The organism is Microcoleus sp. K1-B1 (assembly GCF_036704705.1).
Taxonomy (GTDB): domain Bacteria; phylum Cyanobacteriota; class Cyanobacteriia; order Cyanobacteriales; family Microcoleaceae; genus Microcoleus.
The window spans coordinates 1-23578 of sequence record NZ_JAUBSH010000105.1 but is presented as its reverse complement, the minus strand read 5'-3'; the positions used below and the strand labels follow the sequence as shown (position 1 = coordinate 23578).

Sequence of the window (23578 nt, the reverse complement as noted above, 5' to 3'; positions counted from 1 at the left end):
GAGCGGCTGAAGGCCCGCGCATCAGTGTGCAGCGCATTTCCCCAGTTATCAAAATAATATCATTGCTGGGGATTCACCCTACTTCATGCCGTTTCACCTGAGTTCGGCTCAGTCAAGGCAACTGCTAGTCATTGAGCAGCCTGCACGTTACTCATTGCGACTTCCCAAATGCCTTTTGCACAATAGCTGTAAAAGTTAGGAACAGGCAGAAACAATGAAAGCTACTGGTAAGGTGTATACAATTGATTTGGCTGGAAATCAGTATCAAAGCCCTCGCTACTTGCAAAATCGGGCGAGGATTAACTCCCTCATCGACCATTATATGTCATTGGAAGTTTTGAGCGATCGACTTTCCGACCTACCCCAGCAATTTTCCACCCCGCATCCTCGCCCTTGGGAGCCCATAGATTGGCAAGGAATCAATCGCGACCAAATTATTGGTGTCAAGCCAGAAATATTTTTACAAATTTTGGCAAGTGCAGCCGAAATAGAAGCTCCCATCCGCAGTTACGGTAGAGAAAGTTGGTGCTACTTACAACATATTTACCCGCAAATGGCGCGGTTTATGGGAGGAATTTTTGATGCCAATGGCAACATTCTAGAGATAGGTGTCTGGGAAAAAGAAGAACGCCAACATTGCCCGACATTTAGGAAAATTTACCAGCAACTTACAGGTGAAAAACTGCAAGTTAAACCGAACTCTGTGAAGGGCTGTCAATCCACAGGCGACGCTTGGCAAGATACCTATAAACACGTGATTAGTCGCCTGAGTACCGAGTGGGGAGCTACTTCTGTCTATTTATGGTTGATGGTACACTCAACAGGAGCGTTGCAACAGGCAATTTCCCAGCCTTTACAGGATGAGATCAATCATTTGGCTAAGTTTTGGGGTTTCAGCCGCTGGGCATTCTCCCAGAGTTATTTCAATCAACTGAAAGGCTCTACCAAAAACCTGATTGCTTTGCTGAAACATCATCAGATTGAACGCACGCACGGCCATGATGTGTTTAATACTTCACTCAGTCTGAAACAGCTTTCTTTGGTGTTGGAATTGACTTTTACATTCACGCGAGTGATGGTGCGTTTGCGGCGCTGGAACCGCGAGCTCAGTCGCAGTTATCTCAGACATTTGTTTGGCACTGCGCCGATGGTTGATGCACCGCGCAAGGTGGCTTAAATCTGAGATATTGCACGAGTTTCATGAACAGGCAAGATGCCTGTTCCACTCATAGTTCAATTTTATTGTGGGGGTAAGGTGTGCCCTAAGCACCCAGCTATGTTAAAGTGCTGACATATCTACTCGTTTTAATCTTGAAGAATACAGCCAATGAATCAAAGTTTAATGAATCTGTAACGATCCCACTTCAGAGACAATTGAAATTAAAAGGTACTATAAATCATGCAAATTACGATCGACCTTCCCGACAATCTCCCCCTGACTGAAGCCGATGTGCGACTCGAACTCGCGATCGTACTTTATCAGCAGCACAGCCTCAGTCTCGATCGAGCTGCTCAACTTGCTGTAATGTCTGTGGACGACTTCTACCAACTATTAATCAGTCGCCATATTGTCACCCCGCCCGCCGATCCCGATGACGAACCCGCCGAACTCGTCTTAGCCAGCCTGCGTACATCGCTCCAGCAAATTAAAGAAGGCAAATTGCATCCTATTTCCGAACTGTGGGATGGCATTGATGACTGACGAGACACCGCAAATCCAGATTCTCTTTTCCGATGAGTTCAAAACACGACTTCGCACCTTAATTAAACGCTACCGCAGTATCCGCACCGACCTAAAACCGCTACTTGATGAGCTACAGTCTGGCAACTTAATTGGCGACCAAATCCCTGGCACTGGCTACACTGTATTCAAAGTGCGCCTCAAAAACAGCGACATCCAAAAGGGCAAAAGTGGCGGCTACAGAGTTATCTATCAACTCAGGGGCGATACCTACATCTTACTTGTCGTTATCTACTCCAAGTCAGACCAAGATGACATCCCAGCCAATCAAATTCGAGACATTATCGATCGCGTTTGAAAAAGCAACCAAATTCATAATAATGCTAGCGCGATCGCACAACAAGCAACTGCGATTGACTTTCGTAAATTCATGTATTTCCGTGCAACTATAATTTTCATCATCTTGCATCTCTAATTTCCTGAATAGACAATGGCAGGTTGGTAAACTGTCACGACACTGCCACATAGTTATAAAATAACTGTGATATTAAACTTATAGCCAATAATTTTATCTCCATAAACTGAGGAAAATACCCTATGAACGGCCCAGCATCATACACATCATCTCAACTGACCGATCGCGATCGCGCTAACCTCAGCAAGCTAATCGATTACAGTTCCATCCAATCGATACCCGAATTTTGGGCGATCGTCAAACAAAAATTCGGTCAAACCGTCGCCCTCCACGACCCCCACACCCAGCCAGAAATCAAACTCACCTACACCGACCTGTACCAGCAAATCCAGCAATTCGCCGCTGGCCTCCAAGCCCTCGGCATCGAACCAAATCCCGAAGAAGCAGTCCCTCCCCGCGTCGCCCTCTTCGCTGATAACAGTCCCCGCTGGCTGATAGCCGACCAAGGTATCATGATGGCCGGGGCGGCCAACGCGGTTCGAGGCGCCACCGCCGACCCCGAAGAACTCCTGTACATCATCCAAGACAGCGGCAGCACCGCCTTGGTAGTAGAAAACCTGGCATTACTGAAAAAACTGCAACACCGCCTCCCCGATTTACCCATTCAACTCATCGTCCTCCTCTCCGACGAAGAACCGGAAACCAGCCAAACCCTAAACACAGTCAAATTTTCCCAAGTCATGACCACAGGGGCAAACCGCCCCCTCAAACCCACCAACCACAAGCCTCAAACCCTCGCCACCCTCCTCTACACCAGCGGCACCACCGGCAAACCCAAAGGCGTCATGCTGACTCACGGCAATCTGCTGCACCAACTCAACACCTTGGGCACAATTCTCCAGCCCGAAGCCGGCGAGGGCGCCCTCAGCATTCTGCCCAGTTGGCACGCCTACGAACGCAGCGTCGAATACTTCCTGCTTTCCCAAGGATGCACCCAAATTTACACCAGTATTCGCTATTTCAAACAAGACTTGAAAACTTACAAACCCCAGTACATGGTCAGCGTTCCGCGCATCTGGGAATCGATTTATGAGGCCGTACAAAAGCAGTTTCGGGAACAACCACCTAATAAACAAAAATTGGTGAATTTCCTGTTATCTTCCAGCCAGCAATATATCGAGGCGCGCCGCATTTTCCAAGGATTAACTCTTAGTTTGAAACCGGCTTCTGCTTCCGAAAAACTAATCGCCCGCACCAAAAGCATTCTGTTGTCGCCCGTACACGCCCTCGCCGAAAAATTGGTTTACAAAAAAGTCAGGGAAGCTACAGGAGGACGCTTAAAATGGGCAATTAGCGGCGGCGGTTCTTTGGCAACGCATTTAGACAATTTTTTTGAAATAGCGAATATCGGCTTGTTGGTGGGATACGGTTTAACCGAAACTTCGCCGGTTTTAACTGTGCGCCGCCCTTGGCACAATCTTAAAGGTTCCGCAGGACAGCCGATCGCCCATACGGAAATTAAAATCGTAGACCCCGAAACCCGACAGCAACTGCCCACAGGCCAGCGCGGCTTAGTATTGGCGCGGGGGCCGCAAATCATGGCAGGTTATTATCTCAATCCCCAAGCGACTGCCAAGGCCATAGACTCCGAAGGCTGGTTCGATACCGGGGATTTGGGCTGGCTGACACCGGGAAACGACTTAATCTTGACCGGGCGGGCCAAAGATACGATCGTCCTCAGCAACGGCGAAAACATCGAACCCCAGCCCATAGAAGACGCCTGCGTCCGCAGCCCCTACATCGACCAAATTATGCTAGTAGGTCAAGACCAGAGATCCGTCGGCGCCTTAATTGTCCCCAATGCAGAAGCTGTGCAGAAATGGGCAGAAACTCAGACTCCCCCATTACACGAAATTGACTGGAATAGCAAGACAATTCAAGATTTATTCCGCAAAGAATTGAACCGAGAGGTGCAAAATCGCCCTGGATACCGCGCGGACGATCGCATCGGCCCGTTCAGGTTGATTCAGGAGCCATTTTCGATCGAAAATGGAATGTTGACCCAGACCCTGAAAATTAAGCGCCCGGTTGTGACGCAACACTACCGCGATATGATTGACGGGATGTTTTGAAATATTCGCAGGACTTGGGGAATGGAAAAGAAAAAATTATCCCAACACCCGAGTCCCGAGTCCGAGTCCTCAGTCCTGGGCCATTAGTTCATATTTAGCAACTAATGACTAATGCCTAATTCCTAATTGACAAGCAACAACTTTATGGAACCACAATTACTCTTGAAACGATCGATTAACGTTAAAGTCGTCGTTACTCCCCGCTGGAAAGAAGAAGCTCAACAGCAACTCCAAGCCCAAATCAACCAAATAGACTCTCAGCTACAACAGTTAGAAATGCAAGGGCAGCGGATGATTTCAGAAATCCAAAAGCAAAATCTGCAGCCCCCAGGCCCGCAAGTAATGCAGCAAATAGAAAACATTCAAGTGCAGGTGAATCAAAGAAAAAGCGAACTGCTAGAACAGAAAAACCAAAACCTGCAACAGCTTCAGCAAGTGCAGGTGCTAGACCTGGAACAAGAAGTGAGTCAAGGTCAAATTGACGGCACATTCACTGTCGGGCTCGGAGAAAACTTGATTCAAAAAATGCAAGTAGAAATTCTCCTCCGCGACGGCATAGTCGAAGAAATTCGAGGTGATATTTAGAAATTGGTAAGTGGTAATTGGCGATCGGTAATTGGCAATTGATTTTGAGTCAACAGTCACACATCAAGAATGCGAGACACTGGCATAATAATAAGTATTGCCAGTGGCCGATCGCCAATGCTCAATTGCCAAATACCGATTACCTATTACCAACACAAAAGGACTTTTTACAGATGATTCGCGAAGTTTTCATGCCAGCCCTGAGTTCTACCATGACAGAGGGCAAAATTGTTTCCTGGGTCAAATCAGCCGGAGACAAAGTAGAAAAAGGCGAAACGGTGGTAGTGGTTGAATCCGACAAAGCCGACATGGATGTCGAGTCTTTCTACGAAGGCTATTTAGCAATAATTATCGTACCTGCGGGCGAAGTTGCTCCGGTGGGCGCAGCAATCGCCCTCGTAGCAGAAACAGAAGCCGAAATCGCCGTAGCTCAGCAGCAAGGAGCCGCCGCCCCAACCGCCGCCGCCGCCCCGGCTCCGAGCCCCGCTCCTGTCAGCGCAGCTACCTCCTCAGCAGGTTTGCAGCAAAATGTCAGCCGCCAAAACGGCCGCAGCGTCGTTTCTCCCCGCGCTCGCAAGTTAGCCAAAGAGTTTAAAGTAGATTTGAATTCTATCAAAGGCAGCGGGCCCAACGGTCGTATTGTCGCAGAGGATGTGGAAGCAGCCGCCGGCAAAGCTCAACCGGCTCCGGTTCAGCAAGCGGTAACAGTCCCCGCAGCACCCGCCCCTGCACCCGCAGCACCCGCCCCCGCCGCAGCCAAACCCGCACCCGCACCAGTCCCGGCGATCGCACTTTCGGGCCAAAGAGTACCGATGAATGCGCTGCAAAATGCGGTGGTGCGGAATATGGAAGCAAGTTTGAGCGTGCCGTCTTTCCGCGTCGGTTACACAATTACTACTGATAATCTGGACAAACTCTACAAACAAATTAAGTCGAAGGGCGTCACGATGACGGCTATGCTGGCGAAGGCTGTAGCAGTAACTTTACAAAAACATCCTCTGCTGAATGCTTCTTATGTGGAGTCGGGAATTCAATACCGCGCTGATATTAATGTGGCGGTAGCGGTGGCGATGGATGGCGGTGGTTTGATTACGCCGGTGTTGCAAAATGCCGATCGCCTCGATATTTATTCGCTCTCGCGCACTTGGAAGGATTTAGTCGATCGCGCCCGCACCAAGCAGTTGAAGCCGGATGAATACAGCACGGGAACTTTCACTCTTTCCAATTTGGGAATGTTTGGAGTAGACAAGTTTGACGCTATTTTGCCGCCGAATCAAGGCTCGATTTTGGCGATCGGTTCTTCGCGGCCGCAAGTAGTGGCAAACGAGGAAGGCTTGATGGGAGTGAAGCGCCAAATGCAGGTGAATATTACTTGCGATCACCGGATTATTTACGGTGCTGATGCGGCGTCTTTCTTGCAAGATTTAGCTAAATTGATTGAGACAAATCCTCAGTCTTTGACGCTTTAGCGATCGTCCTAAATCTCCCTTTTACTCTTCTTGGCAGGAAAGGGGGATTTAGACTTAGCTTTTAATGAGATGTCTAATTTCGGAATGATTTAACCGCAGAGACCGCAGAGGACACAGAGGAAGAGAAGAGAGAGATGAATAATTCCGATACCAACGGATTTGATATTACTCGTTAATACCATGAAAGTGCAAGTTTTGTCTGTTCAACCTGCGATAGACCCTAATACTCACGAGGTTTTGGTGTCAGTTGGTACGAATACACACAAATTTATTTTTACAACAGAAGTCAATCAAGTGGGAGAACATTTACTTCAGACTACTCGCGGCGATTCCCTACGGGATAGCTGCGCTTCACGCACTTTTTCAGAAGTTTTCCGATTTAATCAGCGGATAGCGATGAAGGTGACAAATCTCGTGGTTAAATGCTACAATCATGAAACTATAAATCTTCCCGCAGATGTTGGCATTTTTGTCACTCCAGAAACAGCTTTATCAAAGCAAAAGCAATTTGAAAATAGCAGTTTAGCAGACACTAACTCGCAACAATCCAAAGCAGTCGATCGAGAAATCCGTCAAAGGGCGATCGCAATTGTTGAGAAGTTACCGGAAGCTGTGCTTGATGAAGCCGTTAAGTTTCTCGAATCTTTGTATGTTAAGGGCGAGCCCGTCGAGTAGCGATCGTACTTTTTGTTGTGAGAAATTCAGCCGCGTTTCGCGCCGTGTAAATATACAGTCAACCAATAACTAATTACTCGATCGCACAGTCAGAACTTGCGGAGGCGTCGCATCCGGCGGATACAAGAAATCCACCTGCACCAAACGGCGTTCCCCCGGCTTCATATTCACATTCACCAAAGGTTCCCCCTGCTGTCCCCGGCGCTGCACAATGTGAATGTAGCGCGTCAAAGTCTTGCCCGTATCATCCTTAAACATTACCCGCACCGTACCTCGGAAAAATATCCGATTTTCGGGAGGATCGTAAAACATCAATCCCCCCGCTTCTGTATTTGCTTTGATGGGTGTTTGCATTTTAATGCTAACAGATTGAGACTCGCGAGATTTGTTGTAAAGCGGAAAAGTTAAGTTGTATTGAATCCCGTAATTACCGTGAGCAAAATAAGCAGTATCGGGATAGCGAGCTAACATTTTAGCGCTTTGAACTTGGCCAGTCCCAAAAGTACCCGTATCCGTTGTGCTCAAAGCATAGGAAAATGACTCGCCGCGCTTGGGAATAGTTAAATAATCGGTTCTCGAATTGTCAGTAATTTTAGCTTGCCACTGGGAACCTTCAGCTACTCCTGCCACGCGACCATAAATTTTTTGCACCGGATTTTCGCCTCTCGGAGTTGGTGCTAAATCTCTGGGCCCCGCTAAACCTTTGGTATTTAAAATATTTTCCCACTCTTCTAATGTGGGATATTGCTCGACTCCTTCTTGAGTTGTAGGAGCAAACATGGCTAAACTAGCTACATACACCGAATTGCTGCTCGACATTCGCATCAAGGTCGATCGACCATTGGAAGAAGGCGTCACATTCCCCACAGGTATCGGCAAATTCATCAGCATTCGGCTCTGATTGGCCGGAATCTCGATCGCAGCGGGCAAAATGGCTTGTCTGAACCCCCGCAGCACATCGCTCGTGATGCGGCTTCCAGGCCCCGCAAACACAGTGCCGAATCGATTCTCTAAATACGACGGTAAATCAACAAACAAGGCATCCGGCCGAGTTAAATAAGTCGCTCCTTGCAAAACATTTAAAGTAACAGGTTCGGAGTTGGGATTGTGGACAATTATTCCTTGAAATAAGGTGCGAGTTTCGGCGCGATTTTTAGCTTTGGCGATGTGGTGGGCAAAGATGTCAAATCGGCCTTTGAAGGGAAAGTTTAAGTGTGCAGAAGGTAGTTGTTTTCCTTCCGGGGGAAATGTGGAAAGCAAAATGCCTTCGGTTTGCACAACTTCGGGGCTGTTGCTGTTGAAAACCGGGATGCTGTCGAGTTTTCCCGGTAAAACGCGCACTTGCTGAGGCACCGTCAGGGTTTTCAGGGGGCTGCTGCTTGGCTGTGGCGGCAAATCAAGTTCGTTTTCGGGTACGGGGGCTTCTGGGTCGATGATCAGTTGTTGTTGGGCGGGAGGTGCGGGGATGGTTTGAGCTAGGGGGAAAATTGGCAAAAACATTGCTGTGAGCGCGTTTAACTGAACTTGTGTTGATATTTGACCGATCCTCTTGGAGGGCTCCGCTAATCGGCGATCGACACAAAACTTTACCACAAGTTGGTTGATGTGTTTGAGGAATTTTGGATTTTAGGTGGATGTGTGCAGTCAATTCGCCGCCCAATTTAGCACAGACGTGGCGCTCAGCTTTCGATCGCACCTTCCTGAGTCCGCGCACCATTGCCAAAATTGTTGGGCGTGAAGTCGGTTTCGATCGTCGGACGCTCAAACAAATTACCAATTACCAATTACCAATTACCAATTACCAATTACCAACTTGCGTTATTTCTGTTTTAGGACTACCAACGTAATGTCGTCAAAAACTTTATGTTTGTCAATATGTTGCAGCAGATGATAAATTACTGCTTGTCGAATTTCTTCAGCGGTTTTGTGGCGATTTTCTTTCGCCACTTGGCACAATCTTTCTATGCCGTAATACACTTTATTTATATTTACAGCTTCGGTAATTCCATCTGTGTAAAGCACTACTACATCCCCTGGATTAAGATGAACTTGAACTTGGGAAACAAAATCAGCAATATCTTCCTCTAATCCCATAGGAAAGCCGAGTTCCGTTGTATCGATCCGTTCGATGTTACCATCAGTACGGACTACAATTATTTCTTCATGTTGACCGCTGATGGTAAAGTTACTATCTTGATAATCTAACAAAGCCAAGGTCATGTTTCTCGACGAGTCGATGCGCTCGATATTGGCATAAAGGGTGCGATTTAACACATCAAGAAACTTCACAGTATCGGTTTCGTTCATTTGTTGGAGAGTGCGGACGGCGGTTTGCGCCATAATCATTAATACGCCACTTTCTAAACCATGTCCCGTAACGTCGCCGATGCTAATTTTTACCTGATCATTTTGGGCTAGCACGTCGTAGTAGTCGCCACCAACTTCATCGGCAGGTTGCATATATCCAGCTATTTCTAATCCTTTAATTTTATCTAGTTCTGATTGTTTGGGCAAGATCATTTGTTGCAGTCGTTTGGTGACTTCTAACTCAGCACTGAGGCGGATGTTTTCGGCTTTAAGTTTGTTGTTGAGGTCGCTAATTTCCTGGTTTGCTTGGGCGAGTTGGGCGGTGCGCTCTTCTACTTTTTGTTCCAGCGTGTGGTAAAGGAAGGCATTTTCTAGCGAGATTGCTGCCTGAGAAGAGATCAGTTTTAAAACTTCCAGCCGCGTCGGAGTGAAAGCGCTAGTTGCCAAATTATTTTCAAAGTAAAGTAAACCCATCATTTTGCCTTGATTGATGATGGGAATACATAAGACTGACTTGGGTTGATGCGTCCTGATATAAGGGTCGGTTCTAAAAGATCCTTCAGCCTTAGCATTATTTAAAACGACAGTTTTGAGAGTCTTTTCCACATAATAAATAACGCTTAAGGGAACAACTTGCTCTAGTTCAATCTGGGGAGATAACAACACATTAATATCGCTGTCCTCAACTTCTCCAGCGGCTGCGATCGCAAAACCTTCTGACTGATTCAAAATCAGAAATCCTTTTTGAGCGCCAGCATTATGGAGCGCAATTTTCATAAATTGTAAAATCAGTTCGCTTAAAACAATTTCCCCAGAGAGGATTTTGGAAAATTTAAGCACAGAAAGTAGCTCTAATCCTTCCAAACTACCTCCTATTGTTAATGTCGTGGTATTAAAATCAAGACCGAGATTTTTTTGAGCTGTTATTCTCCCAAATATTTTTGGATACCTTGACTCTAAATCTTGGGCTTTTGCCGTAGCTCCCCAGCGAATATAAGCGTAGTAGGATTCGTTCAGATAGAACCGACTCATATGTTCGCGTTCGCAAGCAAAATGAAATTCTCCAGCCAGTTCTTTAGCAATAGCTTCATCTTCCCGGCGTTCGTACTCTATCGCTCTCGATATCGCTCTTTCGTACAAGTTAATTGCTTGCTCATTTTGCCCTAAAATCCGCGCTTTTTCTGCCTCGATCAGGTCGTACTTGTGCTGATAGTTCATCGGCGCGTCTTGCGCCCAGCCTTTCATTTTTTCCTGATGAGATTCTACCAATTCCAGATATTGCTGTTGCTCCCTCGGCGCAGCGGTGTTGTAATTAGCGAGCAGGATCAGCGAATAATAGAAGTAGTGAGCGGGAAACGTCATCATGCCGCTATCGCCTCTGAGGTGTTCGTGAGCTGCCAAAATGCAGGCAAGAGCCTGGGAATAATCTTTAAATAAATAACAGAGAAAGGCTTTGGCCTGGTAAACTAATAACAGCGTTGTTGCATTTTTGGTTTCCTGCAAATATACCAGCATCGCTGCTTCATCAAAACTTTTGCCTTGCAGCAGCATTTTATCTGATGATAATCCTTGCAAGTTTAAGGTCAGTTGATGCCATACCTTAATGAAATTGAGCGGAAACTCCTGTTTTATTTTATTTAAAAGTTTGATATATTCCCTAATGTTTACATCGACAATTTCTAAGCGTTCGCCGCTCAAAAATAGGTTGGTACAATAGTGGAGTACGCAATAGCCTGCATATTGGTAATCTCCCGTTTCCAAACCGGCTTGAATCGCCTCTTCTAACGGTGCAATACTTTCTTTAGCCTGCTCTTTCCAATGGGATATCAAACCGTAAAATGGCGCATAAACTCGACATTTGAGTTTGTTGTCAGGAAAAATATCTAGGAGTTTAATCGCCAACTGCCCGCAGTAATATCCCGCGTCCAAGTCTGCCATCGGCCCGCACAAAATTATGCCGTAATTTGCGTAAGCGATCGCTGCCAGAGCTGAATAACCCCGTTCCACACAAAGATTGACCTTCGTTAAAACGATCTGAACAAAGGTTGAAGGCGCTGAGATCGAAGCCGCTGCCGTTGCCGTTATCAAGATTCGCAGAGCTGCTAGCAAATAGGGATCGGTCATTTCGGGAAGGTTTTCTAACTCTTCTAATCTCGGCATCTGCACGGAACTGCTGCCCTCGCTGGGCAGAGGAGCTAGGGAAACTCCGAGCATCTCTACCGCTTGCAGTCCGGTTTCAAGGGCTTTGGATAGCTGGTTTTGAGCGATATAAAATTCAACTTTTAGCTCGTAAACTTTCACCTTTTCGAGCAGGGTTGTTGCCTGTTGCAGCGCTATTTCTGCCAGTGCAGCAGCTCTCTCGAAGTTGGTACACAAGTATTCTGCTTCTACAGCTTCTATATAGAGGTTGAGCGTGAGTTCGTAATTGCTTTGCCAGCTAGAAGCTGCCAGGAGTTCCATGCCCGCATTAAAATAATTGGCAGCCGCTTCGGAGGCTGTTGCTGCTTTAGCTTTCCGACCTGCGGCGAGATTCAGGGCAGCGAGTTGGTTTTTTTCTGACTGCTCGGTGATGAACTCGCTGCCGATATTCAGTTGATTGACGATCGCAAAAATGTTTTCTTCTTGCTGAGATGGGGTCGTATTTTTCAGCAGCAGTTGACCAATTTTGAGGTGAGTTAATTTTTTTTGGTCTTCGGCAATGAGAGAATAAGCTGCTTGCTGTACGCGATCGTGCAAAAACTTGTAAGGAATTTGCACAGATGCAGTTTGACGGCTGGCGAGATCGTCAAGGTGCATCTGTGCCAGTTCGCGGTCAAAAAAGAGCGGAATTTTGTAGGCGTCGTTCAAGGGGAGAATCAAACCTGCCTCTAGGGCAGACCACAGTTGATTTGCCGTTTCTACAGGAGATTCTTCATTGACGATCGCCAAAACATCTAAATAAAATCTGCTGCCGATACAAGCTGCTAACTGCAAAATCTTTTGACTTGCTTCCGGCAGCCTTTGAATCTGCTTTACCATTAACTCGACAACGTTATAATCCGCAATTCCTATCGCTTGAATTTCATCTATTTCCCACTCCCATTGGCGACTATTAAAATTGTAAGCTAACAGCTTTTCTTCATAAATATATTTTAGCAGTTGATTTAAAAAGAAAGGATTGCCTTGAGTTTTATTAAATAGCAGAGCGGATAGACTTTGGGATTTTTGGCTTTCCTTGAGAGTGTCGGCAACTATTTGATTGACATCTGTACTACTCAAAGGTGCGAGAGTAATTGTTGTTAAATTAGCTGAATTTTCTTGATTGTTTTTCAAAGTTTGCATCAAAGGATGCGTCGGACTAACTTCATTATCTCGATAAGCACCAATCATCAGTAGATATTGGCTGTCGGGGTTAGTCACTAGCAGTTGAATTAACTTGAGCGACGATAAATCAGCCCACTGCAAATCATCTAGAAAAATAACCAGCGGGTGTTCTGGTTGAGTAAAAACTTGAATAAAGCTGGCAAACACCCGATTAAATCGATTTTGAGCTTCAGTTGCTCCCACTTCTGGCACGGGCGGCTGTTCGCCAACGATCAGTTCAACTTCGGGAATAACTTCTGTAATAATTCGGCCTTGCTGGCCTAATGCGTTTAAGAGTTTTTGTTTCCAATTCTCTATCTGTTGCGGACTATCAGTTAATAGTTGGCGCATCAGATCCGAGAAAGCTTCTATCAGAGAAGCGTAGGGAATGTTGCGCTTAAATTGGTCAAATTTACCCGAAATGAAATAGCCATGCTGCCGGACAATCGGTTTGTGAACTTCATTAACTACAGCAGTTTTCCCAATGCCTGAATAGCCCGCTACTAGCATCATTTCCGCTGTCCCATTACTGATGCGGTCGAAGGCGGCTAGGAGTGTCTGAACTTGTTCAAATCGACCGTAGAGTTTCTGCGGAATTTGCAATTGACTTGATAAATCTTCTTGACCAATTTGAAAGTTGTCAATTTTCCCTGTAGTTTCTAATTGAGTTAAACACTGTTCTAGATCGAATTTCAAACCTTCAGCACTTTGATAGCGTTCTTCAGCAGTTTTAGCCATCATTTTTATCACAATTTCTGAAATTGCTTGAGGAATCTGGCTGTTAATTTTTGCTGGTGGTACGGGTTGAATGGCAATGTGGGAGTAAATTAATTCGAGGGCGTCAGTGGTCGGAAAGGGCAGTTTCCCTGTTAGCATTTCATAAAACGTGACGCCTAAAGAGTAGAAATCCGTTCGGTAGTCGATTGCTCGATTCATCCGACCTGTTTGTTCTGGGGATAGATAGGCAAGAGTTCCTTCTAATAAGTTGGGGTGGCTGAGGGATTGATTCTCTTTAGACAGGCGGGTGGCAATACCAAAATCGGTAATTTTTACTTGATTTGTGGTAAAATTGACGATGATGTTTTGGGGTTTGATATCTTTGTGAATAATGCAACGATCGTGCAACTGAGCGAGGGTAGATGCTAGCTGAATCGCGATCGCTAGAAAATCTCGTATTTGTGGCTGCTTAAATTTTTCGCTATCTGAGAGAGCAATTCCGCCAAAATCTTCCACAACTAGGATAAATTTGCGGTTCCCCAATTCTTGTAATTCTAAAGGTTTAACTATACCCTCTATATTAAGGTTTTTGGAAACTTCATATTCCTGTCTTAAACGGGTAATTTCTTCTAGATGAGGATACTCGTTTTTGAGGATTTTAAATATCGCTGGCTGTCCGTCTGACTCTTTGATCCCTCGATAAATAACAGTATTAAACCCTTGGTAAATTTGTGAAGTAATTTTATATCCGCGAATTTCTAACATAGGTGTCTTAATCTTGAAGTGATATCAGTGCCATCATATATAAAATACAATATAGCGATCGCGCCAACTGCTAGTCAGTTGAAACAGTGATCGCTTTTGAGTTAGCAATCTGACTTGCGGAGCTAACTAACGCTACAGTCACCGCTGTCTTTTGGTTCTCGCTTCGGATATACCCACTCATTAAAGAACTCCTGAATTTCTTGAGGTTGCTGTTTGACTAAATATTCGTAATCTTGTTGCACCGGAATATTATAACTAGCCGTCCGTTTGCCAATCTTTGACAACCAAGTCGTGTGTACGGAAATCCCAAAATTAAGTTGTGGATGCCAGAGTTTGCATAGGGGGCCGCTCTTCAAATCCGCAGCGTCGAAAATCCAGATTTCATTGCCGTTGTCAGGTTGCTCATCTGTACCATTATAAACTACACATACAATATAGCCGTCTGTTGAGCCGCCTGTTGAACCCGCGCGGGGGACAAATTGCGGCGAGTTGCCGAAATAACCTGTGTCAAATTCGTATGAGTCTTGAATCTGCAACCGATTTTCATTTGCTTCAAGGGTATCCATATCTGCTATGTGCAGTCGTAACAAGTTAGATTTGATGCCTTTTTTGGTCAGATGGCGCACTTCATCGGCTGGTATTTCCCGATATTTATAGTTTTGATACATTTTGAGTCCTTCTTCGGTGAAAATATCTTCCCAGCATCCAAAAAAGCTCCAGTAGATATTTTCAAAGTGTCCAGAAGGCGGATTTTCACGGTAAGCATAAAGTGCTGGTCCCCAAGTGTATTTGCAATATTCTTTACCGTTGGTCTGAGTATCCTGGCAATATTTGTTAGGCTGGTTGTCTGCATAAACTCCTGTCAAATCGCTTCTGGCAACTTTGATTTGTTTGGCATCCTTAGCATCGAGTACGTAGCATCCCATGCGACTAATATCTAATGGCCCTACTGTCATCCCAAACATATGGGGTAAGCCTCCATTGTTGTCTGAGTTGCTGAAATCGATCTTGCGAATCCATTCAGCTACATCCCAAGCGCATACGTGAGCTAAGTGCAGCGTGATTTGATCGTTCGGATTTTTATAGTCTGTGAGAAAGTGCGTGGTTTCGCGGGGAATGACAACCTGTCCCGCTACCACTTTCTTGACATCTGATTTCAGATCAGTGCGGCGGACAATGTAGATGGTACTGTCGGGTAATTGCGGGCGATCGATTAAGTTTCTCAGCCATTTTTCTATTTCTTCATATTTTGGCTCGTTTGGCGCCGGAAGTATTTCTTCTAGTAAGAATTTAAAGGCAGTGTCCATCAGCACCACGTAGTCTTCAGTCAATCCTATCTGGTGCATACTCTGTTTAATTGCGATCGGGCAACCATTGGGGTGCGTTACCTGCCATTTATTAATCTTTTCTTTGCCATCCCAGGAAATCACATAGACAAAGTTGGCAAATATATTAAAACTTTGCAGCAGACTCCATAATAAATGAATTGTTTGTTTAAAGGCTGCTGCTAATTTTTGGAAAAAGTTTTTTTGGTCTGGAGCCTTCTGAAATCCTCGCTGGGAGGGATTTCTGATGCTGTCAATCAAACCGAATGCCCAATAGAGGACTGGACGCAATTGAGCAATAAAAGTGGAGAGCGATCGCCCGCTGTTGACAGTAAACATTTCCCCTGTGTTCTCGTCAAAACAAGGATGGGCTGAAGTCTGAACTAATTTAAACGGAAAAGGCGGTTGTAAGGGAAGGTTGGCTAATAGCGGATTAAAGGCTCTCCAATCTCGATCCCAACCCACGGGCGTGACTGCTTCCAGCGTTTTTGTATCAATTTCGTAGGGACGCCCTATATCCCAAGTTATCAGCAGTCTTTCGTTGTCTTCCTGAAGAAATTTCATGGGCAGAAATCCGGTGTTTAGCTGATTGCGAATCCCTAACTGGTCAGACATTCGCATGATGCCGCGATTTTTAAATCTCAGGTTAGGCTGGCATTTATTTGTGGCTGCGTCGGCATAGTAACAGGGGGTTTTAGCAATTCTAGTTGTGAGAAATACTCCTTCCTCAAGATTGTCAAAATCAAAGCGATAAACCATCCCGTCGCCGTTGTAGAATGGCGTGAAACCATCACTGGAAGGAAATACAATATCTTTGTTATCATCGCGAGATTTGGAGTCAACAGAGCCTGTGGCTGAAATAATAAATACGTGGCCTTGCAATCCTGACGGAAGTTGTTTTCCGTCCTTAACTAGCAGTTTTAGCGGGCAATACTTGGTCTCTGGGTTATCTTCTCTTAGCCCAAACTCTACTCGACTAACTGACAATACTGATCGCGGGAAACTACTATTTTTTTCAACCTTATCGTCGTTTTCTACAGATTGGTTCATAGTTTTTATAGGGGTTAAATTTGAGATGAATGACACCTGCACTAATTGCTCTTAACTTAAGTTGCTAGTTATCTCAAACAGGCTGCTAATGGCTAATTCGAGTAAAAAACTTGATTAGCAAGCTGGCAATTAGCAACACCGCAGTTTATAACTAGAAACTTGCGTTATTAGTCACCGTAAGCGATTCAGCGAAAATCAACTCGACTTAAATAGTGAATGATAATTATATCATATATTTTCTTCTCCCGTGTGGCTCTCTCGTACTTATGGTGATAACGCAAGCTAATAATTTAGCACGATCGAGGGTTTCAACGTTCAGTCTCAGATAGTTAGTATCATCTGCTACTTTTTACACATAGCCTGGGGGAGAGCCGAGGAAAAAATTATGTGATTAATTGATGTTTGCATCGACACTGATGTCATGAATGCTGCACTGGGGCAAGCGTAACAAGTCGCTTTAGCTGTCATATCAAGGTGCGACTGGGCTAAAATGTGGCGCGCCACATTTCTGGGGCAACTGTTCAATTAATGCCATGATATAAATGTGTGGCAATGCTCATACTGACGATCGCCACCAATCAACAACCAATTTGGGCTAGAGCTACCAGAAGGTTGCCAGCCTCTGCGCTCTCAAATCGGTTCTATAAAACCGACACATTTTTAATGACAATAATTTTAACCAACGACGACGGCATTGATGCTCCCGGCATTCAAGCACTTTTGCAAGCAGTAAGCGGCAAAACAATTATGGTGGCTCCGCAGGGGCAATTGTCCGGCTGCGGGCATCAAGTGACGGCTCACAGTCCGATTCATGTCGATCGGCGATCGTCCGTGGAATATGCTGTAGGGGGAACACCGGCCGATTGCGTGCGTATTGCTCTTCATCACGTTTGTGCGAAACCGGATTTGGTGCTTTCGGGTATTAACGCGGGCGGCAATTTAGGGGTTGACGTATACATTTCGGGTACGGTTGCGGCTGTGCGCGAAGCAGCTATGCACGGTATTCCGGGAATCGCAATTTCCCACCGGATTAAAAGGCCGCTCGAAATAGATTGGGATGTCGCTACTCGTTGGACATCGCGGGTGTTGGCGGATTTGCTGAACCGAGAACTAAAGTCGGGGTGTTTCTGGAATGTGAATTTGCCGCATTTAGCGCCCGGAAGTGCGGAACCGGAAATTGTGTTTTGCCAGCCTTCGACGCAGCCGCTGCCAGTTGTTTACCGGATGGAGGGAGAATACTTTTATTATGCCGGAGAATATGGCTCGCGCGATCGGGCGCCTGGGACTGATGTGGACGTGTGTTTTGAGGGTAATATTGCAGTGACTGAGATATCGCTGTGATGGGATTTGATGGATTTGGTGGATTTGGGCGATCGAACTCTATTTTTTTTCAACAAAGCGGAATTAGGTAGGTTAACTTTGGTATCACTTACCCTCAATATCCCAAAACAGGATAAAATATTTGTACTTAATTTTTACAGTCACGTAAGTCAACAAATGAGTCCTAACGCAGAAGCGAATTCTCCCAGCATCTTAAAACGCAAAGCGAGCAGCACTGTTGGTCGTGGCAAAGTAGCTAATCTCAATACCAACTTTAATTTTTCTACATGGAGTGACGAATACGTTACTTTATATCTCGGCGATACTCTCCAGCACTACGACAAGTGGGAGCAACCTACTGTCATAGTTTCAGATGGAGCTTACGGTATTCTTGGGTTTGAAGGAGATACCTCAGATCACATTGATTTACCTAATTGGTATAAACCTCATATCGAGGCATGGTCAAAAGCAGCCATACCCTGTACAACACTCTGGTTTTGGAATTCAGAAATTGGTTGGGCTATTGTGCATCCACTTCTAGAAAAATATGGTTGGCGCTATGTCAATTCCAATATTTGGAACAAGGGAAAAGGTCATATCGCAGGGAATGTTAACACACAGAAAATTCGCAGGTTCCCCGTCGTTACAGAAGTCTGCGTTCAATACGTTAGAGAAGTAAGAGTTAATGAACTTACCTTAAAGGCGTGGTTATTGCGAGAGTGGAAACGCTCTGGGTTGCCGTTACGACGGGCCAACAATGCTTGCGGGGTGGTGGATGCAGCAACCAGGAAATACTTCGATCAAGGGCATTTGTGGTATTTCCCTCCGACCGATATGTTTGAAAGGCTAGTGAACTATGCAAATGAGTATGGTATTCCTCAAGGAAAACCATACTTTTCACTAGATGGCAATCAGCCTTTAACCGGACAAGAATGGAGCAAGATGCGATCGAAATTTAGATGCCCTCACGGTTTTACAAACGTTTGGGAGCGTCAAGCTTTACGGGGCGATGAGAGAGTGAAAACTATCTCTGGAAAAGCATTACATCTCAACCAAAAACCTCTGGATCTGATGAACCTTATTGTTGAGGCATCGAGCGATGAAAACGATGTTATATGGGAACCTTTTGGGGGACTTTTCAGTGCAGCTTTATCAGCACGTCAACTAAAACGCAAAGCCTTTTCTTGCGAGATAGACCCAGACTATTTCTACTATGGTGTACAGAGATTTAATCAATAATTTCATCAATACTCTCTTCTCTAATCTGTAGATAATCTTGTAGGGATTTCTTGATGCTGCCTTCTAGGCGACTTGATAAAAGCTTATTCCACCGACCAACGGTCATACCGGAAACTTCAGTATTGTAGACACGTCGCTTAAATTCCTCAATGCCTGGATGTACAATTCTGTCCATCTTTGCAAAATTTGTATCTAGTCTATATTCATAGCGTATACGTAGCTCCCGCAGAAGGCGCTGATACTCTCTAGTTGGTTTGTAGACTTTTCCTTGAGTACCCCATGAATCAACTATTTTCTCAGCTTCTAAAAACTCCTCAGCAGAACCTTGGAATTTATATCCACTGGTGTTGGTTTGTTGCAAATTTGCTGTTCTTTGAGTTGTATCTTCCGGCTCTAAAACAAGATAATCCGGCGGATTGTGATAGTGGGTATCTCTCGCTACAGCTACCGATAAACCAGAGACAACGCACACATCAAGAATGCGAGGCTTGCCATAGATGATTTTATCGGGTAGCCATGCCAGGATAGCAACGTAGGTCTGATCGAACCTAAAGTGATTTTGACTATCTTTGAAACGTGCTGTTATCTCTGTTGCTAGTGGGAACCACGCTTTAATTTCTAATCCTGGCGTTGGTTGAACTAGGCCGAGGAAAATAGTATCTGGAAAGCCCGGATCTTGCCTATGCCACTTTCCAAATTCAGCGAACTCATTTTGTTGATTCAAGAATTCAACGGTGTTAAATTCGATTAAATTTCCGACTAAGGGCGAAAGCTTTGAGATAACTTTAGACAGGTTCACCGCTGCATCTACGGTAACAGGTTTAGATACATCTAAAACGTCGAAAGTGTTACCTGATAAGCGATCTAGATATTGGGATGCAAGTCTGATTACATCTTGCGTATTCATATCTTCCTCTCACAAGATGCTTCAGATATTTTTTGTGAAATTTTCCTAATAATATCGCAAGGATCTACACCAATTACATGAGCAACTAACAGAAACTCAATTACATCTAACCGTCGTTCACCGTTTTCATATTTGGCTACGAAAGACTGGGGCTTTTTAAGAGATTTAGCAACAGACTCCTGAGTTAGTTGCGCTTCTTTACGAGCCGCAATCATCCAGCAACGGAATGTTTCATATTCATCGCTAAAAACTGATTTCATTATACTTTGGGTTTAGCACTGCATATTCCCTAGATATAATAAACCTGTTTTCGGATAATCCCAAAATAGGATATTTAAATCTGTTAAAAATCGATAGTAATGACAATTAAACAAAATTAATCGCAATTCCGAGAGTGGCAGCTATCTTTACTTGCGGCCGTCCGTGCTACCATAATTTTTTTTGTCATCCTTCGGCTTAGCAACACCATCAGGTTGTTTCTTTGGCTTTTTGATTTCTTTATTGCTTTTTCTTTCTTTTGACATGATTATTCCTCAATTTTGACTCAGCATAACATAGATTGACACATTTGCCTAACTGCCAGTAGAGGGGGTGATTTTATACAGATATTACTCGCTGTTAGTTTTGTACAATCTGCAGTATATTATCCGCTAGGTTTTGAACGAATCCCCTCTACCGTTAGGCATATCGGTAAATTCCTCAGAAGTACAATGTCTGAAATTACTTTTCACCCCGCTCAACTCAAGAAAATATGCAAAAGCGCGATCGTCTAACTGCTGCGAGACAATCGAGAAAAATTCTCGCTGATTAGGCTGTTGTTCCACATATAATTTTAATTAAAAATGACCGTAGATAAAATATGGAGCTATGACCATGCCAGCCTGCCCGACACCTGATGCAAACACAACTAACAAATTTGCCGTCTCCGTTTAAAAAAGCTGTTAGCTACAGGGAACAATAAGAATATTGATTTTACTATTAATCAACACTTCGGACAGTGTTTGATGGCTTACCTACCGAGAATAACGGTTTCACTGATCTCAGTACGATCGCAACCCTTGCCGAAGCACACTAGAGACCCACGATAGATCAAGGGTTTCAGACTATGATCTCAAAACGATCGGGACTCTGGAAAAAGCACAAAGTATATGTATAAATATAAAGTTGATTCTCAGCTTTCTTGAAAGTGCGATCCAGTCCGCTCCGTTTGAGATAAAATACTTATAAAGAGTGTTTATTTCTAGATTAATTTCCGCTATAAGGAATGTGACCCGTATGGAAGTAACCGAGCTGCTCAAAGAATACGAAAATGGAAACAGAGACTTTGCTGACGCAAACCTCAGCGGAGCAAACCTCAGCGGAGCTATGTTAGTTGGCGTAAACCTTTCGAGGGCTAACCTGTCGGGAGCTAACCTGAGTCGGGCGCATCTGACAAAAGCAGAACTCAACGGCGCAAACCTTTACAGGGCAAATCTGAGTTTTGCCAAAATGGGCCAAGCCAGACTAGCCGACGCAGAACTGACAAAAGCCAATCTCAGCGGAGCTTTCCTCGTCAAAGCAAAACTGCCCAGGGCAAAGTTGAGTGGCGCCCAACTCATCGGTAGCAACCTGCGGAGTGCCATCCTCTGGAACGCCAATTTGTGTACAGCCGACCTGCAATTCATCAACCTGCGGGGAGCCAACCTCACGGGAGCCAACCTCAACTGGGCAAACTGCGGAGGGGCAAAACTTAGCGGTGCCAAGCTTTTTGGCGCTCAACTAACAGGCATTTATCTCAGGAAAGCTTACATCAATGGCATCGACCTGAGCAGGACGGATCTCAATGGCGTCAACCTGAGTGAAGCCAAACTAAACGGGGTAAATCTGGAAGGCTCGAACTTGTTAGCTGCCAATCTCAGCGGGGCTCAGTTGCGGGGCGTCAAGTTGATGGGAGCAGATTTAACTAGGGCAAATCTGGTGGGAGTTTCTTTGGTGCAGGCAAACCTCGATTGGGCTAGGCTGTGCTATGCAGACTTGAGTGAAGCCGACTTGAGCGGGGCAACATTCACGGGAACCAACTTTGAGGGTACTCAGTTAGCCGGATCAACAATCCCCCCATCTTTGAGCAATGATGTCTACTTAACTGCAGCACGTGGTGTCGCAGCTTAGGCAACGGCAAAAATTAATTTCGCATTTTAGGTGGACGACTCTCCCATTGGTTTAACTTTTGATGCAGACATCGTTACTTTTGTGAGAGTGTTGCCCCGACAAGAAATTTACTGATATTTGCGAGAGTTTGTAGCATCACAATTGAGCTCACCCGATTAATTTCGCGACTCGCAAAGCAGAGGTAATGGCTCCTTCGTGCAAACCATCCCCCAAATAAGCTCCCGCATGATAAGTGTTGTTTTCGCCATTAGTCTCGATAACTTCATCTCGATATCGAAAAGACTCGACAGTGTACAGCGGTGTGTGATGTTTCTGAATGTGAATAATGTGCTGTTGGGCGATCGACTCCTCCAGATGAAAAGCTAAACTGTACTCTCGTGGGGATGAGATGCCGCAAAGCTGATTCAAGCTCGCATTATATCCCCATCCTTTGTCCGTCTCGAAAAAATCAAATTCTGATAACTTGCGGATACCGTAGCGATCGTACATTGATGTATCCGAATGCAGTACAGTGGTGGCATAATTGGCTTTCCACGCCGAAAACCGCTTCTTTTCGGCATCCGTCGGATCAGACAATAACCTCATAACTTGATCTGGTGGCATCGCAAAAACCACCTTATCAAATTCCTGAATCTCCCCATCAGAAAGCACAATTTTTACAGCATCCGCACTTCTAAAAATATTTGCAATCTCCACATTTAGCCGTATATCGCCCTTAAATCGCTCCAAAATCTTTTCAATGTAAGAATACACCCCGCCTTTAATCCTCACCCAGTTGACCGAGGCATATTCGCGCAAAACAGGCATCGCTAATTCTGCCGGGAAATTGTCTAGCAATTCAAACGGCATCGAGTAGCTGTACATCGTCAGCAACTTCAGCCAATAATTGCGGACGCATGAGCTTTTCAAAGACTCAGAAAGCGACACATCGTAGAAATCGTGCTGTTTAGCAAACCGCATTTTTAAAATAAATCCCGCCGAACGAGCGTAGAGACTATCAAGCCGCAAATACTCGATCAGGCGTTGGATTCCGGTGAAATTCTTTTGGATAGATACCGCAGACAAAAAGTGGGTGCCATCTTTAAAAAACAGCGCTGAACCAATCTGCACGGGTTCTAATTCAACGTCTAGCTCCTGCATAAAAGCCACGAAATTGTAAAATACAGTGGGAAATTCCAGCACCCCATTTTCTAATATTTCATTGCACTCAGATTGATTGGGTACAACATTTTTGTTCAGCGTCCGAATGTGTCCGCCTAAAATCGGCTGACTTTCCAACACAGTGACGTGATGCCCCTGTTTATCGAGCCAGTAGGCTGCTGCCATACCACTGGCTCCGCCCCCAACAATTGCAATTCTCATAGTTCACTCCTAGATTGATAGAAGGAAGTTCGGCAACGGATTCTGTAACGGATGTAACGGATAGAAGGAAGAAGGAAGAAGGAAGAAGGAAGAAGGAAGAAGGAAGAAGGAAGAAGGAAGAAGGAAGAAGGAAGAAGGA

The 23578-nt window shown here is 45.0% G+C and carries 18 protein-coding genes; 11 read left to right on the top strand and 7 right to left on the bottom strand.

The window, feature by feature from the left end; genetic code table 11:
- Positions 1-214 precede the first annotated feature (214 nt).
- The 7 genes from QUA83_RS25855 to QUA83_RS25825 all read left to right on the top strand — a co-directional run bounded on the left by QUA83_RS25855 (position 215) and on the right by QUA83_RS25825 (position 6957).
- Positions 215-1177: a hypothetical protein gene (locus tag QUA83_RS25855; protein WP_333296795.1), complete on the top strand. Its 963-nt coding sequence runs from the start codon at positions 215-217 to the stop codon at positions 1175-1177.
- Positions 1178-1399: 222 nt separating this feature from the next.
- Positions 1400-1702 (top strand): UPF0175 family protein, encoded by a 303-nt coding sequence (locus tag QUA83_RS25850; protein WP_333296794.1) that lies wholly within the window; start codon positions 1400-1402, stop codon positions 1700-1702.
- Complete coding sequence (locus QUA83_RS25845; protein ID WP_333296793.1) at positions 1695-2039, top strand: type II toxin-antitoxin system RelE/ParE family toxin; 345 nt, start codon at positions 1695-1697, stop codon at positions 2037-2039. The genes QUA83_RS25850 and QUA83_RS25845 overlap by 8 nt, the downstream gene beginning before the upstream one ends.
- 239 nt (positions 2040-2278) lie before the next feature.
- Entirely contained in the window at positions 2279-4228 is a 1950-nt protein-coding gene (locus tag QUA83_RS25840; RefSeq protein ID WP_333296792.1) for a long-chain fatty acid--CoA ligase, read from the top strand.
- Between the two features lie 144 nt (positions 4229-4372).
- A complete protein-coding gene (locus QUA83_RS25835; RefSeq protein ID WP_015179467.1) occupies positions 4373-4813 on the top strand; it encodes a YlqD family protein in 441 nt (146 codons plus the stop codon).
- Positions 4814-4986: 173 nt separating this feature from the next.
- The gene (locus QUA83_RS25830) at positions 4987-6282 is read left to right on the top strand and encodes a dihydrolipoamide acetyltransferase family protein (protein ID WP_333296797.1); all 1296 of its coding nucleotides are present in this window, start codon (positions 4987-4989) and stop codon (positions 6280-6282) included.
- A 180-nt stretch (positions 6283-6462) separates the two neighbouring features.
- Positions 6463-6957: a hypothetical protein gene (locus tag QUA83_RS25825; protein ID WP_333296791.1), complete on the top strand. Its 495-nt coding sequence runs from the start codon at positions 6463-6465 to the stop codon at positions 6955-6957.
- A 69-nt stretch (positions 6958-7026) separates the two neighbouring features.
- Here QUA83_RS25825 and QUA83_RS25820 read toward each other — a convergent pair whose 3' ends face one another.
- On the bottom strand, positions 7027-8457 hold the full coding sequence (locus tag QUA83_RS25820; protein ID WP_333296790.1) for a DUF3370 domain-containing protein: 1431 nt from the start codon (positions 8455-8457) through the stop codon (positions 7027-7029).
- 134 nt (positions 8458-8591) lie between these two features.
- Here QUA83_RS25820 and QUA83_RS25815 point away from each other — a divergent pair, with 134 nt between their 5' ends.
- On the top strand, positions 8592-8804 hold the full coding sequence (locus QUA83_RS25815; RefSeq protein WP_333296788.1) for a hypothetical protein: 213 nt from the start codon (positions 8592-8594) through the stop codon (positions 8802-8804).
- Here QUA83_RS25815 and QUA83_RS25810 read toward each other — a convergent pair.
- Together QUA83_RS25810 and QUA83_RS25805 are read right to left on the bottom strand one after the other, a co-directional pair.
- A complete protein-coding gene (locus QUA83_RS25810) occupies positions 8776-14088 on the bottom strand; it encodes an AAA family ATPase (RefSeq protein WP_333296787.1) in 5313 nt (1770 codons plus the stop codon). The two genes, QUA83_RS25815 and QUA83_RS25810, sit on opposite strands and share 29 nt — an antisense overlap.
- 122 nt (positions 14089-14210) lie before the next feature.
- Positions 14211-16463: a carotenoid oxygenase family protein gene (locus QUA83_RS25805; RefSeq protein ID WP_333296786.1), complete on the bottom strand. Its 2253-nt coding sequence runs from the start codon at positions 16461-16463 to the stop codon at positions 14211-14213.
- 663 nt (positions 16464-17126) lie between these two features.
- Between QUA83_RS25805 and surE the strand changes: the two genes are divergently transcribed.
- Both surE and QUA83_RS25795 read left to right on the top strand, forming a co-directional pair.
- Positions 17127-17804 (top strand): 5'/3'-nucleotidase SurE, encoded by a 678-nt coding sequence (surE, locus tag QUA83_RS25800; protein WP_333296796.1) that lies wholly within the window; start codon positions 17127-17129, stop codon positions 17802-17804.
- A 156-nt stretch (positions 17805-17960) separates the two neighbouring features.
- Positions 17961-19022: a DNA methyltransferase gene (locus tag QUA83_RS25795; protein WP_333296785.1), complete on the top strand. Its 1062-nt coding sequence runs from the start codon at positions 17961-17963 to the stop codon at positions 19020-19022.
- On the opposite strand, the gene QUA83_RS25790 is transcribed toward QUA83_RS25795, so the two are convergent.
- The 3 genes from QUA83_RS25790 to QUA83_RS25780 form a co-directional block, all read right to left on the bottom strand.
- Positions 19012-19929 carry a hypothetical protein gene (locus QUA83_RS25790; protein ID WP_333296783.1) on the bottom strand — a complete coding sequence of 306 codons (918 nt, stop codon included), beginning with the start codon at positions 19927-19929 and terminating at the stop codon, positions 19012-19014. The genes QUA83_RS25795 and QUA83_RS25790 overlap by 11 nt on opposite strands.
- Positions 19926-20189 carry a helix-turn-helix transcriptional regulator gene (locus tag QUA83_RS25785; RefSeq protein ID WP_333296782.1) on the bottom strand — a complete coding sequence of 88 codons (264 nt, stop codon included), beginning with the start codon at positions 20187-20189 and terminating at the stop codon, positions 19926-19928. Before QUA83_RS25785 ends, QUA83_RS25790 begins: the two co-directional genes overlap by 4 nt.
- Before the next feature lie 390 nt (positions 20190-20579).
- Positions 20580-20753 (bottom strand): hypothetical protein, encoded by a 174-nt coding sequence (locus QUA83_RS25780; RefSeq protein WP_333296781.1) that lies wholly within the window; start codon positions 20751-20753, stop codon positions 20580-20582.
- A gap of 451 nt (positions 20754-21204) precedes the next feature.
- Between QUA83_RS25780 and QUA83_RS25775 the strand changes: the two genes are divergently transcribed.
- Positions 21205-22077 (top strand): pentapeptide repeat-containing protein, encoded by an 873-nt coding sequence (locus QUA83_RS25775; RefSeq protein ID WP_333296779.1) that lies wholly within the window; start codon positions 21205-21207, stop codon positions 22075-22077.
- Between the two features lie 147 nt (positions 22078-22224).
- Here QUA83_RS25775 and QUA83_RS25770 read toward each other — a convergent pair whose 3' ends face one another.
- Positions 22225-23439 carry an FAD-dependent oxidoreductase gene (locus QUA83_RS25770; protein WP_333296778.1) on the bottom strand — a complete coding sequence of 405 codons (1215 nt, stop codon included), beginning with the start codon at positions 23437-23439 and terminating at the stop codon, positions 22225-22227.
- Positions 23440-23578: the final 139 nt, after the last annotated feature.